This is a genomic window from Ruegeria sp. AH3, from assembly GCF_056536265.1.
Genome location: NZ_JBQFJL010000001.1, coordinates 1,065,135 through 1,080,115, shown reverse-complemented (window position 1 = coordinate 1,080,115; position 14,981 = coordinate 1,065,135). Strand labels below are relative to the sequence as shown.

The window sequence follows — 14,981 nt, the reverse complement described above, 5'->3', positions numbered from 1 at the left end:
GAACGCCACATTCAGTCGGCAGAATGCCCCAAACGCACCTGCACAAGCAATTGTATTATATTACTTTTATCCGAAAAATCATCACTGCACGACAGCACAATCAGGCTGTCGTGCCTTAGAGCTTCGCAATCACATAAAAGTCATGCGGTTTTGGAGGTAAGTGATTCTCAATCGGTGATTTCAACCACGACCAACTCTCGTTCGCTGGCACCGCGCGCATGATCGAGCGCTTTTTGGTATTCGGCTGAATGATAGCAGTCTACAGCGGCCTCAAGAGAAGGGAACCGGGCAACCACATTACGAGGCCGCTCTTTTCCTTCCAGCTGAACATAGCGGGCGGCACGGGCAATGAACTCCCCGCCATGCGCCGCAATGGCCGGACCGGCGAGTTCGGCGTATTTGCCATATGCGTCGGTGTCAGTGACCGTGACATGTGCAATCCAAAGTGCTGGCATCTTATCCTCCCAATACCTGTTCGGCAGCTTTGATGGCTGCGTCTGCGTTCGAGGCATCTTTGCCCCCGCCCTGCGCCATGTCAGGCCGACCACCACCGCCTTTGCCACCCAGTTCTGTTACCGCTGCCTTGACCAGATCCACTGCCGACACTTTGTCCGTCAGGTCAGAGGTCACGCCCGCAGCCACGGCCGCTTTGCCGCCCGTGTCAGCGATCAGCAGAACTGCACCCGATCCCAGACGGCTTTTGTGTTCATCAATCAGCGCGGGCAAATCCTTGCCTGATACACCGGTCAGCGACTGGGCAAAAAATGCAACGCCATTCACCTCTCGGGCATCGGCGCCACCACCCTGCCCCGCACCGCCGGCCATTGCCAAATCGCGGCGCAATTGAGCCACCTCGTTCTGCAGCGCTTTACGTTCATCCAGCAGGGATTTCACACGCGCGACGACATCATCCGGTTGAGCCTTCAGCTCCAACGCAATTGTCCCCAAACGATGATCCTGCGCCGACAGATATTTGAACGCTTCGTCACCGGTCAGAGCCTCGATCCGTCGGACACCCGCGCTGCTGGCACTGTCACCCAGCACCACGAACGTGCCGATATCACCGGTCTGACGTACATGAGTGCCCCCGCAAAGCTCAATCGACCAGGTTTCACCATCCTGCCCTTTGCCCGTGGGTGCCTTACCCATAGAAACAACGCGTACTTCATCGCCGTATTTCTCGCCAAACAACGCTTGCGCACCCAAGGCGCGCGCGTCATCGGGCGTCATGATACGAGTTTCAACCGCCGAATTCTGGCGGATGAAATCATTCACCTCACGCTCGACCTTGTGAATTTCTTCTAAGGTCAGAGCCTTGGAGTGACTGAAGTCGAACCGCAGACGTTCGGCCGCGTTCAGCGACCCGCGCTGCGCAACGTGATCACCAAGCGTTTCTCGCAAGGCTTCATGCAGCAGGTGCGTGGCCGAATGGTTGGCACGAATGGCCGTGCGACGGGCGTGATCGACCTCAAGTTCGACCGCATCGCCTTTGGACAGCGCACCGCGTTCCACGGTAACTTTATGCGCATAGACTTTGCCGTCGGCGAATTTCTTTGTGTCTTCGACGCGAGAGATATCCTCACGCTCTTCCAGACGTCTGATCTCACCTGAATCTCCGACCTGGCCGCCAGCCTCACCATAGAAAGGCGTCTGGTTAACGATGGCCCATCCAGTGCCGCCCTGCTCGATCTTGTCGACCAACGCGCCATCTACGACCAGAGCGGCAATCTGCCCCTCGGCCTTCTCGGTGTCGTACCCCAGAAAATCGGTGGCCCCTGCCGTATCCAATACGTCAAACCACACAGCCTGATCAGCTGCTTCGCCGGATCCGGCCCAAGCGGCGCGCGCTTTAGCCTTTTGCTCGGCCATCGCTGCATCAAAGCCATCGGTATCAACGGTCAGGCCTTTCTCGCGCAGCGCATCCTGTGTTAGATCGAGCGGGAAACCATATGTGTCATAGAGTTTAAAGGCTGCGTCACCGGGCAAAGCTGCGCCTGCAGACAGGCCTGCAACCTCGTCATCCAACAGCTTGAGGCCACGGTCGAGGGTTTGCTTGAACCGCGTCTCTTCAAGCAGAAGCGTTTCTTCGATCAAAGCTTGAGCCTGACCGAGTTCGGAATACTGCGCACCCATCAGCTGCACCAGCGTCGGCACCAGCCTGTGCATGACAGGATCCTTTGCGCCCAGCAGATGTGCATGACGCATGGCCCGTCGCATGATCCGACGCAACACGTAACCCCGCCCGTCATTGCTGGGCATCACCCCATCCGCAATCAGGAACGAGGTCGAGCGCAGGTGATCCGCGATCACCCGATGATGCACGTTCTGATCCCCATAAGGATCAACGCCGGTGGCATCTGCTGACGCCTCAATCAGCGTTTTGAACAGATCTGTGTCATAGTTGTCGTGGCTGCCTTGCAGCAACGCACCGATCCGCTCTAGCCCCATGCCGGTGTCGATGGACCGCATGTCGAGTTCCACCATCGAGCCGTCCTCGAACTGCTCGTTCTGCATGAAAACGATGTTCCAGATTTCGATGAACCGGTCGCCATCTTCCTCGGCCGAGCCCGGAGGGCCACCCCAGATGTGATCGCCGTGATCATAGAAAATTTCGGTGCACGGGCCGCAGGGGCCGGTCGGGCCCATCTGCCAGAAATTGTCACTGGTGGCGATGCGGATGATCCGGTCCTCGGGCACGCCGACTTTCTTCCAGATTTCAAACGCCTCATCATCGGTGTGATAGACTGTTGTCAGCAGACGGTTCTTATCGATGCCGAATTCCTTGGTGATCAACTCCCAGGCAAACGGGATGGCATCGTGCTTGAAGTAATCCCCGAACGAGAAATTCCCCAGCATTTCAAAGAACGTATGGTGACGCGCGGTATAGCCCACATTGTCCAGATCGTTGTGCTTACCGCCGGCGCGCACGCATTTCTGTGCCGTGGTTGCGCGGCTATAGTCCCGAGTCTCGAGGCCAGTAAACAGGTTCTTGAACTGCACCATGCCCGAGTTCACGAACATCAGCGTCGGGTCATTGCGCGGGACAAGCGGGCTGGACGCCACAACTTCATGGCCTTGCTTGGCGAAGTAATTCAGAAAGGTTGATCGGATATCGTTCAGCGTGGGCATTTGGGCTCTCTCGACGCGCATTCACTAGGGTCTGCGAAGGTTTAGCCCCCCACCTCGGGAGTGTCCACAGCATTGGCTACCCCGGAACGAAACAAGGCGGCCCCGATGGACCGCCCTGTTCCAGGTATTCTCAGCACCATCGGGGTGCCGTAGGATTTCTGCAGTTCCCGTCAGCGTTCCTTATGCTTCGAGGATATCGTCCTCTTCCGCTTCGGGCGGCATCTCGAAATCCAGACCGTGGGCTGCACGAATCTTGTCCTCAATCTCCAGCGCAGCACGGGTGTTGTCGCGCAGATACTGCTTGGCGTTCTCACGCCCCTGCCCGATCCGCTCATCCCCATAGCTGAACCACGAACCCGATTTCTCGACCACACCGGCCTTGACGCCCAGATCCAGCAGTTCGCCCATCTTGCTGATGCCTTCGCCATACATGATGTCGAATTCAACCTGCTTGAACGGAGGCGCGACCTTGTTCTTGACGACTTTCACGCGGGTCTGGTTGCCGACCACTTCGTCACGATCCTTGATCGCACCGATGCGGCGGATATCCAGACGGACCGAGCTGTAGAATTTCAGAGCATTACCGCCGGTGGTGGTCTCCGGGCTGCCGAACATTACACCGATCTTCATCCGAATCTGGTTGATGAAGATCACCATGCAGTTCGAGCGGCTGATCGAGCCGGTGAGTTTCCGCATCGCCTGGCTCATCAGACGAGCTTGAACACCCACATTGCTGTCACCCATATCGCCTTCAAGCTCAGATTTCGGCGTCAGCGCCGCCACCGAGTCGACCACGACCATGTTTACCGCGCCCGACCGCACCAGCGTATCGGTGATCTCCAACGCCTGTTCGCCGGTATCGGGTTGCGAGATCAGCAACTCATCCAAATCAACGCCCAGCTTGCGTGCATATTGCGGGTCCAGCGCGTGTTCCGCATCGACGAAGGCACAAACACCACCGCGTTTCTGCTGTTCTGCAATGCAATGCAATGTCAGCGTTGTCTTACCCGAGCTTTCGGGTCCGTAAATCTCAACAATTCGCCCCATCGGCAAACCACCGATTCCCAGCGCAATATCCAACCCCAGCGAGCCGGTCGAGCTTGCATCGATATCCTGCTTGGCATCCTCGCCAAGCTTCATGATCGAGCCCTTGCCGAACTGCCGTTCGATCTGCGCCAGCGCGCTGTCGAGCGCCTTTTGCTTGTCTGCGTTTTTCTTGTCGCTCATTGTCAGAAGATCCGCCATTGTCCTGTCACTATCCCTTTTGTCACACCCTTTGACGGGCGGCAATCGCTGCTTTGTTCGCCTCTTGTTCCTTATGGGACCAAAAAGAGAACATTTCAACTAAAACTTATGAAACCCACTGTTGAGCAATTGTGTTAAAGAGTCGTTTACGACAATCTGCGACACGAAAAGCGTTGAAGAGAAAAGATAAATGCTTGTGTTTTACAAAGAGCGTCTGGCGCTTTTATCCGTTCCCAAAACCGGCAGCACCGCCTATCAGACCGCATTACGCGACCGGGCCGATATCGTCGTCTCTGGTCCGACGGATCTGAAACACGCGAACATGCGCCGCTTTGACCGGTTCTTTCAAACAATGTTCCGCAAGATGTTCGACACCGAGATGGAGGTGATGGCTGTGGTCCGCGAGCCCATCGATTGGCTGGGCAGTTGGTATCGGTACCGCACCCGGTCCGAGCGCGCGGGACACCCTTATTCAACGCAAAGTCTGAGTTTCGACGAATTCCTCAACGCCTATATGAACACGCCACGCCCGGCATTTGCGGATGTCGGATGCCAATCCGATTTTTTCAGACCGCGCAGTAACGGTGCCGGGGTCACTCATCTATTCAAATACGAGAATCAGGACCAGATACTGGCGTTTCTCCAGGATCGTCTGGACTGCGAAATCCATCTGACATCCGAGAATGTCTCACCAGACCGACCGTTAGATATGTCAGCGCAAACTGAACAGCGCTTTCGATCGTTAAACGCGGCTGAATTCACCCTGCATCAATCTGCGCGTTAACTCAGCTGTTGGAACACAGCCTCGGTCAACTGCGTGAGTGAGAAAGGTTTGGGTAGGAAGGTCGAGTTCTCGATTTCAGGCCCGGATTCGCCAAAGGCCCCTTCGGTGTAGCCAGACATAAAGACAACTTTGACATCCGGGCGCGACTGTCGGGCTTCGCGTACCCAGGTCGGACCGTCCATGCCCGGCATGACCACATCGGTGACAAAAACATCCACAGACAAATCGGGGTCTTCGAGAAGATGCAGCGCGTCCTCGGCTGATTCCGCTTCGAGCACCGTATAGCCTTTCAGCCGCAAAGCCCGCGTTGCAAAGGCCCGAACCGGCGCTTCGTCTTCGACCAGCAGAACCACACCTTCGCCCTGCCGTGCGACTTGTTCTTCCTGAACGATGGGCACCTCAGGCTCAGTGGCTTCAATCGCAGCCGCCACCGGCAATAGGACAGTAAATTCGGTGCCTTTTCCCCGCACGCTGTCGACGAAAATGAACCCTCCGGTTTGCTTCACAATTCCATAAACGGTAGACAGGCCAAGCCCTGTACCTTCGCCTGTGCGTTTGGTCGTGTAGAAAGGTTCGAACACTTTTTGCAGCTTGTCCGCGGGTATTCCCACACCACTGTCGATCACCTTGACTGTGACATATTCTCCGGGCTGGACGGTTGCCCGGTCACGCGTAAAGGGCCGGTCCAGAGATAAGACTTCAGTCTCGATCCGAATCTCTCCACCTTCCGGCATCGCATCCCGGGCATTCACCACGAGATTCATCAGTACCTGCTCAAGCTGACGCTTGTCTGCACATACGGGTTTCAGAACAGGGTCGTGGCTGAGTGCCAGCCTCACTTTCTCGCCCACTAGCCGGTTCAGCAAGTGGATCAGATCCGAGATGGTATCACGCAAATCCAGCGTCTCGGGGCGCAAGGTTTGTTTGCGCGAAAACGCCAGTAACTGACTGACCAAGGCCGCCGCACGGTTGGCATTCTGATTGATCTGCACCAGGTCACCATAGTTCGGATCGTTCTGATCATGACGTAACAGCAACAGGTCGCAATGACCTGAAATCGCAGTCAGAAGGTTGTTAAAGTCATGCGCAACGCCGCCAGCAAGCTGCCCCACCGCCTGCATCTTCTGTCCTTGCACAAACTGCGCTTCAAGCGTCTTGAGCTCGGTCGCATCATTCAGAACAGCAATCAGACCAGCCTGCCCTTCACGCTGTATTCGCGAGAGAGTGACTTGCACGAAAACCTCTCTGTCTCGCCGTGTCAGACGCAGGAATTCGGAGCGCGGCCCAGCATCCTGCTCCATCGCGCGGGTCAGCCAATCCCGGATTGGATATCCCAGCCCCTGCATCATTGCCTCAAGATTTGCACATCCCGGCCTGATCTCGCCGATCAATTGTCGTGCAAGAGGGTTGGCCTCAAGGATCTCCCCTTCGGGAGACAGCCGCATGATTGGAACAGGCAGATCAGCGAACGAGGCCAGATCGGGTGCAGGCTCTGCATTCTCAAGCGGTATCATCAGAAGTTCACGGGATGACTCTCTCTTCCGCAGAGTTGAGACAATCACGCGTCTTTTTCCACTCTCCGTCTCCATCTGTTGGATGCCATCGCGACCGTCGTTGGAAAGCACCTGATCAGCCGTAGCGGGAGATTTGCCTAGCAAATCAACTGCGCTTTTGTTCAGGTCCAGCACGACATTGTCGCGTCCTACGGTCATGATCGGAACCTCAAGATCATTCCAGAAGCTGCCAGCTCCCAGTGAGATGCGCCAGCAAAACCGATCTTCGTTCAACATCGACACCTCAATCGATACCGATTGCCCACGTGTAACGATTTCTCTCCGCGCGAACCCCTTTGCCTTGGCGAGAGTTTGAAGGCTGAGCAAAACAGCTGCTGGGTTGGCCACAGCAGATCGTAGGCAGTCTTCCAAACGATTGCCTGCGGCTGCCTTATAACGCGCCGCAGCACATTCATTAGCGATCAGGACGCGTCCGGTTGCATCTGCCACCAAGCAGGTCGCGCCCTGATGATTCAGGTATGTTGAAAGATATGTAAGCGCCTGCAGTTCCGATCGGCGTGAAAACCAAGCGCGCGCGATCTCAAGAGTTCCGACCGACAGAAAGGAAACCCCGATCGTTGCGGCCATGACGTTCCAAGGCCGCGGCAACTGCCCGAACAGCGAGAGCACGCACAAAACGATGGCGATCACCCCGAGTGAGGCATATCGCGCACGCGCACCACTCCATCGCTCTGAGCCACTGGAAAAAACAGCAGAAATACTGGACATAAACAGCTCATGTTAAGTCAATTTTTGACCAATATCGGCCCGCAATGGTTAACTGCCGCTTAACAAAATCACGGCGTAAACTGCCTATGGTTGATTTTATATAATCAAGATCGCGTCAAGTGCGCGGTGTAGAATCCATCCGTTCCGTGGGAAACTAGCCACGATCTGCGCAGACCCGATTGCCACTCAGGGTAGTCCTTAAGAAACCTGTCGACCACTGCATCATTCTCAACAGTCAGCATAGAACAGGTGGCGTAGGCCAGCACGCCGCGTGCGGCAACCAGGGGTGACACATCTCGCAGAATGTCTGCCTGAATGCTGGAAAGATCTCTCAAACGCTCGGGCGTCAGCGCCCACTTCCCGGCGGGCGCCCGCCGCCAGGAACCGCTGCCCGAACACGGCACGTCCGTCAAAACGATATCGAACGGCGCTTGTTGAGCCAGCTGGTCCGATTGCAAAATAGTCACCTCTGCACCCGCTCTTGACGCTCGGGCAGGCAGATCGCGCATACGACCGGGATTGGCATCGTGGGCAAAGACCTGCACGCCCTTCGAAGCCGCCAGCGCCAGCGTTTTACCGCCCCCGCCTGCACAATAATCCAGAACCCGCATACCGGGCTGAAGGTCGAGCGCCGCGACGACCGCCTGACTTGCAGCATCCTGCAACTCAACGAGCCCCCTCTTATAAACATCGCTCTGCGCGATCTTGCGCTCCCCCTCGGCGACCTCAAGCGCGGTATCACAAGCGGGATGTGCGCTTGTCTGAATGCCGCCCTCTGAGAGTAGACGGATCACATCTTCACGCTCTACCTTTGCTCTGTTGACGCGCAGATGCACGGGTGCGCGAGATTGCAGCGCGATGGCGGCGGCCTCGGCCTCATCGCCCAATGCCTGCTGAAATTCAGGCCAGAGCCATTCGGGGATATCCAAGCGCTCGGCCTCTGACTGGAACACCCGCGCTTGATCACCGTCGGAGATCGGTGCAGGCGCAAACCGTTCACCCGTGAATAGTTGAGCGGGATCACCTCCCGACGAGCGGAACGCGCCGATCATCAACCCGCGCCCTGTCTCTGCGCCGCCACACGCCGCGAAAGACCGTTTGCAACGAAGCGCGCCAAACACGTGATCACGGACCGCCGCGCGATCCTTTGAGCCCGCAAAACGGCTCTGCCTGGCCCAGCCCGTCAGCGCCTTTTCGACAGGCGCACCAGACAGTATCTGATCCAGTATCTCAATCGCGGCCTGCACGCGCGCTGCCGGGGTCATCGTTGGCTCCGATCCTGATCAGGCCCGATCACATCACGCGATAGTTCGGGCTTTCCCGCGTGATCTGAACATCGTGCACATGGCTTTCCTTCAGACCCGCGCCTGTGATTTTGACGAAGTTGCAGTTCTTTCGCATCTCGTCCACCGTCGCACATCCGGTATAGCCCATCGCCGCACGCAAGCCGCCGACCAGTTGATGGACAACTGCGCTGGCCGATCCCTTATAGGGCACCTGCCCCTCTATCCCCTCAGGCACCAGCTTGTCGTTGGCCGCGTCCTTCTGGAAGTATCGGTCCGCCGAGCCACGCGCCATTGCGCCCAAACTTCCCATGCCGCGATAGGATTTGAACGAGCGACCCTGATACAGGATCACCTCACCCGGGCTTTCATCGGTGCCCGCAATCATCGAGCCGACCATGGCGCAAGAGGCTCCCGCCGCGATTGCTTTGGCAAAATCGCCCGAGAATTTGATACCGCCATCCGCAATTACAGGAACGTCACCTGCCGCGGCAGCACAATCCATGATTGCCGTCAGCTGAGGCACCCCGACACCCGCAACCATCCTTGTCGTACAGATGGAGCCCGGTCCGATGCCCACCTTGATCGCATCCGCGCCAGCATCAATCAGCGCCTTGGTCGCTTCGGCGGTGGCAACATTGCCTGCAATAATCTGCACCTCATTCGACAGCATCTTGGCGCGTTTCACCGCATCCAGAACCCCTTGAGAATGGCCATGTGCAGTATCCACAACGATAATATCGACGCCGGAATCCACCAGTTGCTCGGACCGTTCAAAGCCGGCATCACCCACAGAGGTCGCCGCGGCCACCCGCAGACGACCCAGGTGGTCTTTGCAAGCAGTGGGGTTCAGCACGGCCTGTTCAGTGTCTTTCAGGGTCAGCAGGCCGGTCAGTTTGCCACTACCGTCGACAACCAACAGCTTTTCGATCCGGCGGGCCCGCATCAGGCTTTTGGCTTCTTCCAGATCGGCGGGTTCTTGCAGCATCGCGAGGTTGTCCGAGGTCATCATCGCCTTGATCGGCGTATCGTCCGAGGTTGCAAAGCGCATGTCCCGGTTCGTCACGATGCCGACGACCCGCCCGTCGCCGTCAACGACAGGGAAACCGGTGAAGTTATACCGCTCGACCAAAGCCTGCGCATCCGCCAGTGTCTGATCCGCCCGCAGCGTCACCGGGTTGTAAACGATGCCGGATTCGAACCGTTTAACCCGGCGAATCTCGCGCGCCTGTTCTTCGACCGAAAGGTTCTTGTGGACAACACCGATACCCCCGGCCTGCGCCATTGCAATGGCCATGCGCGCCTCGGTCACCGTGTCCATCGCCGAGCTGAGCAGCGGAATGTTCATGGTAATCTCACGCGTCACGCGCGTGGTGGTATCTGCCGTAGCCGGAAGCACTGAAGATGCGCCCGGAACCAGGAGAACGTCGTCGAAGGTGAGTGCCTCACGAATCTGCATCTGAAAACCCCATGCAAAAGCCCGTTTGGCGGTGACCCTATTACATGGATTTCACCCGAGGGAAAGCCCTGAACCCAAGTTGTTTTTCCATGCGGGGCTTTGCCGCGCCCGAAAACGACGCAAGCGATGCAAAACGTGCCGCTGAATGCCCTTTCCCTTTTCGCTCAAACCCATATCTTCCGCGGCATACGCGCGAATACAAAGGCAGGCCTTTCATGACCACCGATCCTCTTGTCGTCTTCACCCCTTCCGGCAAACGCGGGCACTTTCCCATCGGCACGCCGATTCTGACCGCAGCACGTCAGTTGGGCGTTGATCTGGATTCGGTCTGCGGCGGGCGCGGCATCTGTTCCAAATGCCAGATCACCCCCAGCTATGGCGAGTTCCCCAAACACGGTGTCACCGTTTCCGAGGACGCCCTGAGCGAGTGGAATGCGGTCGAGCAGCGTTATGACGACAAACGCGGTCTGAAGCCGGGTCGCCGACTGGGCTGCCAGGCGTCGGTACAGGGTGATGTGGTGATCGACGTCCCACCCGAAAGCCAGGTCCACCGTCAGGTCGTCCGCAAGGCCGCAGCTGCGCGTGCGATCATCATGGACCCGGCCACGCGGCTCTATTTCGTCGTGGTGGAAGAGCCTGACATGCATTCCCCTACCGGCGATCTGGAGCGGCTGGAACGCGCCCTACGCCAGCAATGGAACATTGAAGCCGTCACCGCTGATCTGTCCCTGATGTCCAAGCTGCAGCCCGTGCTGCGCAAGGGTAAGTGGGAGGTCACCGTGGCCGTCCACAAAGGCCACAAGGATGACGTGGCCCGTATTGTCGAAATCTGGCCCGGTCTGCACGAGCAAGGCCTGTATGGTCTGGCCATCGACCTTGGCTCAACAACCATTGCGGCGCATCTGACGGATCTGGAAACCGGTGAGGTCAAAGCGTCGTCGGGCCTGATGAACCCTCAAATCCGCTTCGGCGAAGACCTGATGAGCCGCGTTTCATACGCCATGATGAACCCCGGCGGCGATCAGGAGATGACGAAGGCCGTGCGTGAGGCGATCAATGACCTGACCACTTCGATCGCCGAAGAAGCCGGAATCGACGCCGCGCTGATCGTCGAGACCGTGTTTGTGTGTAACCCGGTGATGCACCACTTGCTGCTGGGTCTGGACCCGGTCGAGTTGGGGCAAGCCCCGTTTGCGCTGGCCACGTCCGAAAGCATGTCCCTGCCCGCGCGCGAGATGGACCTGACCGCCATGAACCCGCGCGCGCAGGTCTATATCCTGCCCTGTATCGCAGGCCACGTCGGCGCGGACTGTGCCGCCGTCGCCCTGTCCGAAGAACCCGGCAAATCCGACGACCTCGTTCTGATTGTCGACGTCGGTACCAATGCGGAAATCTTGCTGGGCAACACCCACCGCGTTCTGGCCTGTTCTTCGCCCACCGGCCCTGCATTCGAGGGTGCGCAGATCAGCTCGGGCCAGCGCGCCGCGCCCGGTGCGATTGAACGGATTGAGATCGATCCTGTCACCAAAGAACCTCGCTTCTGCGTGATCGGGTCCGAGAAATGGTCGGACGAGGACGGGTTCGATCAGGACATCGCCACCACCGGCATCACTGGCATCTGCGGATCGGGCATTATCGAAGCCGTGGCCGAAATGCGTATCGCTGGCCTGCTCGACGAGAGCGGCCTGATCGGATCCCCTGAGCAGACAGGCACCGCGCGCTGCGTTCCCGAAGGGCGCACCCATGCCTATTTGATCCACGATGCGAGCGCCGAAGGCGGACCGCGCATCACCGTTACCCAAGGCGACATCCGCGCAATCCAGCTGGCCAAATCCGCGCTCTACGCCGGTGCGCGCCTGCTCATGGATGAAATGGAGGTCGACCGGGTCGATCGTGTCGTTCTGGCCGGTGCATTTGGTGCTCATATTTCGACCAAACACGCGATGGTGCTGGGCATGATCCCTGACGCGCCGCTGGACAAGGTCTCAAGCGCGGGCAACGCCGCCGGAACCGGCGCGCGGATTGCGCTGTGTAACATCGGATCACGCGCCGAAATCGAGCGCGTCGTGCGAGAAATTACCAAGGTCGAAACCGCCATCGAGCCCAAGTTCCAGGACCATTTCGTCGCCGCCAACGCGATCCCGCACAAAACCGATCCGTTCCCCGAACTGGCGCAAGTCGTCACCCTGCCTGCGCCATCCTTCAACACCGGCGGCGGGGATGAGGAAAAGTCTGGTCGTCGACGTCGCAGGAGGTCATAGTCGCCCCAAACGGCGGAGGGCAACATGCTGACGATCAACGGAGATCAGGAAGAGTTCTGGGGCAAGTCCGAAATGGGCACGCGCTGGCTGACTTTCGAAGATCAACTGGATCACCTCTTCACTCCCGTTCTGGATCTGGTCCTTGACCGCGCCGCATTGTCCGATGGAATGCGCGTCATCGACATCGGCTGCGGCACCGGAGCGAGCGCACTGCGGGCCGCACAGCAGGTTGGTTCCGACGGCCATGTGCTGGGTGTCGATATTTCGGAACAGTTTCTGGAACGGGCGCGCAACCGCGCGGCCCGTGCCCAACTTTCCAATCTGGCGTTTCAATATGCCGATGCACAGGTCGCTGATCTGGGGACAAACAACTGCGACGCCATGATCTCGCGCTTTGGAGTCATGTTCTTCTCAGACCCGGTTGCGGCCTTTGCAAATATGGCACGCGCGCTGAAGCCCGGCGGACAAATGACATTCGCGGCCTGGGGCGGTCTGTCTGAAAACCCGTGGTTCAAAATACCGCATGTCGCTGCTGTCAAACGATTGGGCCAACCTCCTAAGGTAGACCGAAACGCGCCGGGGCCGTTGGCCTTTCACGACCGCGACAGAGTCGCAGGTCTTATGTCCTCTGCCGGATTGACGGATATAAGGGTCGAGGCGATCCCCTTGATGCTCTCTGGCCCAAAGACCGTGGCGGACGCAGCCTTGTTGTGCACCCGCGTTGGCCCGGCGGCGCGGGTTGTCGCTCATTTCGAGGGCATGCAAACGGATGTCGACGCTATCGTCGATGCCGTTGCCGAAGAATTCAAAGCATACCAAACGTCCGAAGGCGTGAAGATCCCTGCTGTGATAAACCTGCTACAGGCGCGTGTGGCCCAGTGATGGACGGAAAATGGGCCGCGTAGCGCATACCGTGTTGTAATAGAAAGTTTTTGTAAGTCGAAATGAATGCTGCATTTTTGGCAAACGTCGTCTGTGTCAGTTGGCAGCAGATTTTCGCAAACGATCACAACTTTAGTTCAAGTATCATATGCGTAGGGCAAAAAATATTTCGCGAAGCATCAACCACCTTTCCACACAAGAGAAATCATATGTAAGTTCCGAACTTATCATCCAGGTGGAAGATGACAGTATCTAATTGAAGCGCGGGCTGGTGCACCGTGGTCCTATCGCAATCAACTCGACGACGAGCGGCAAGACATTGGACTTAGATCTTATCCGGATATTTCGCCGCCCAACATCAGCATATATCGGTCAATTGGTTTGCATATTTACACGCATAGAAGCGATCTGTTGATAAGTATTCTCAACACTAACAAGTCGAATCCAAACGGAAACAAACAAAGATGTTCGCCGCTTGGTTTGCAAACCACGCAACAAGAATCCTTCTCAAATCACTAGTTCTGAACCTACGCCCACCAGCTTCTGTTCAAACCAACAAATGACCTGCAATCAATCCAAATCAAGATTTTGAAGCTTAGAATAAAGGTACTCACCTATTGCCCGTGAACCGAGCGCGGTAGTGTGGATTGGATCATAGAAATCCATCGCTAGGTTAAACTCAATTTCTGTCAAAAGATCGAGGCAAATGGCACCCAGTTTCTCACACTCTTCCATTTGTGCTTCCGCCAAAGCACGTTCAATCCTATAGAAATCGACACCGTTCAATGTTTGAAATTCTTCCGGTAGTTGCTGACGAACCAATTCGAAGAAATCTGGCTCGTATTTGGCGATGCCGAAAATTTTTCCATCGCGACGGTCCCATCGGGCACTTCTCTGCGTGACAAAAATCGGCTCTGCACCGAATTCACGGGTCATTCGGTCTAATTCAGAGATGCGCTCGGCGTAGCTATCCAGTGAAGTACTGAAAATATCAGACAAAGGGGCAGAAATCAGCGGCTCTGTTACAAGAGGTTCGTGATCAGCGATATTCGTCCTGTTTAGTTCGTTAAGTGCATGTTCTTCAGAAAGAGCAGTTCTCGATATTCTATACAATTGATAGAATATCGACTTGTCTTTGATAAATGCCTTCAGATCGTTATAGGTGCTATCTTCCAGCGCAACCACATCATACGAAGATTCAGGCTCAGACTTGAGAAGATCGTTTATTCCAACATAAAATAGCACGTAGCGTGCACTGAGACCTGGTATTTTATTAAACCAGGAAGTGAAGTTGGCCATATGCCCGAAGGTTGACTGACCATCAATACCTGCATTGGCGATCGAAACATCCTTGCCATCATCAGCAAACAACTCGCGCAGAGTGGCTTGATAGGTCTCTGAATCGTCAATCCATCTCTGATCGGTCGTGGAACCGACAACCGTCAAAATATCAATTTCTGATACGTCCCCCTCCAATCCACGAAATCCAAATGAGTCACGGGTACACGTGATCGTGGATTTACCGACGTGAACTGGATTATCTTGTACATTTTTGAAGTTTCTAACCTGGGTGAACTTCATCATAGCATGCTTCTCAGAGAACCAAGTTCCAAACAGAAGTTCTGCCGCAATCAAAACAAGTCCAATTAGCAAACC

General features: G+C 56.6%; 10 protein-coding genes. 3 read left to right on the top strand and 7 right to left on the bottom strand.

Annotated elements, in window-relative coordinates; all coding sequences use genetic code 11:
- Positions 1 to 167: 167 nt before the first annotated feature.
- From ACR3EM_RS05300 to recA, 3 genes are all read right to left on the bottom strand, one after another.
- Positions 168 to 455: a DUF1330 domain-containing protein gene (locus ACR3EM_RS05300; protein ID WP_480469763.1), complete on the bottom strand. Its 288-nt coding sequence runs from the start codon at positions 453 to 455 to the stop codon at positions 168 to 170.
- Position 456: 1 nt separating this feature from the next.
- The gene (alaS, locus tag ACR3EM_RS05295) at positions 457 to 3,129 is read right to left on the bottom strand and encodes an alanine--tRNA ligase (protein WP_480469762.1); all 2,673 of its coding nucleotides are present in this window, start codon (positions 3,127 to 3,129) and stop codon (positions 457 to 459) included.
- Between the two features lie 180 nt (positions 3,130 to 3,309).
- Positions 3,310 to 4,374, bottom strand: a complete 1,065-nt coding sequence (gene recA, locus ACR3EM_RS05290) for a recombinase RecA (RefSeq protein ID WP_480469761.1) — start codon at positions 4,372 to 4,374, stop codon at positions 3,310 to 3,312.
- Positions 4,375 to 4,564: 190 nt separating this feature from the next.
- On the opposite strand from recA, the gene ACR3EM_RS05285 reads away from it, so the two are divergent.
- On the top strand, positions 4,565 to 5,158 hold the full coding sequence (locus ACR3EM_RS05285) for a gamma-glutamyl kinase (protein WP_480469760.1): 594 nt from the start codon (positions 4,565 to 4,567) through the stop codon (positions 5,156 to 5,158).
- Here the strand turns inward: ACR3EM_RS05285 and ACR3EM_RS05280 are convergent.
- The 3 genes from ACR3EM_RS05280 to guaB all read right to left on the bottom strand — a co-directional run bounded on the left by ACR3EM_RS05280 (position 5,155) and on the right by guaB (position 10,182).
- Complete coding sequence (locus ACR3EM_RS05280) at positions 5,155 to 7,440, bottom strand: ATP-binding protein (RefSeq protein ID WP_480469759.1); 2,286 nt, start codon at positions 7,438 to 7,440, stop codon at positions 5,155 to 5,157. The genes ACR3EM_RS05285 and ACR3EM_RS05280 overlap by 4 nt on opposite strands.
- A gap of 104 nt (positions 7,441 to 7,544) precedes the next feature.
- On the bottom strand, positions 7,545 to 8,705 hold the full coding sequence (locus ACR3EM_RS05275; protein ID WP_480469758.1) for an RsmB/NOP family class I SAM-dependent RNA methyltransferase: 1,161 nt from the start codon (positions 8,703 to 8,705) through the stop codon (positions 7,545 to 7,547).
- Between the two features lie 28 nt (positions 8,706 to 8,733).
- Positions 8,734 to 10,182 (bottom strand): IMP dehydrogenase, encoded by a 1,449-nt coding sequence (gene guaB / locus ACR3EM_RS05270; RefSeq protein ID WP_480469757.1) that lies wholly within the window; start codon positions 10,180 to 10,182, stop codon positions 8,734 to 8,736.
- Between the two features lie 215 nt (positions 10,183 to 10,397).
- Between guaB and ACR3EM_RS05265 the strand changes: the two genes are divergently transcribed.
- Positions 10,398 to 12,443: an ASKHA domain-containing protein gene (locus ACR3EM_RS05265; RefSeq protein ID WP_480469756.1), complete on the top strand. Its 2,046-nt coding sequence runs from the start codon at positions 10,398 to 10,400 to the stop codon at positions 12,441 to 12,443.
- A gap of 24 nt (positions 12,444 to 12,467) precedes the next feature.
- Positions 12,468 to 13,325 carry a class I SAM-dependent methyltransferase gene (locus tag ACR3EM_RS05260; protein ID WP_480469755.1) on the top strand — a complete coding sequence of 286 codons (858 nt, stop codon included), beginning with the start codon at positions 12,468 to 12,470 and terminating at the stop codon, positions 13,323 to 13,325.
- 570 nt (positions 13,326 to 13,895) lie between these two features.
- On the opposite strand, the gene ACR3EM_RS05255 is transcribed toward ACR3EM_RS05260, so the two are convergent.
- On the bottom strand, positions 13,896 to 14,906 hold the full coding sequence (locus tag ACR3EM_RS05255; RefSeq protein WP_480469754.1) for a hypothetical protein: 1,011 nt from the start codon (positions 14,904 to 14,906) through the stop codon (positions 13,896 to 13,898).
- Between the last annotated feature and the right edge of the window lie 75 nt (positions 14,907 to 14,981).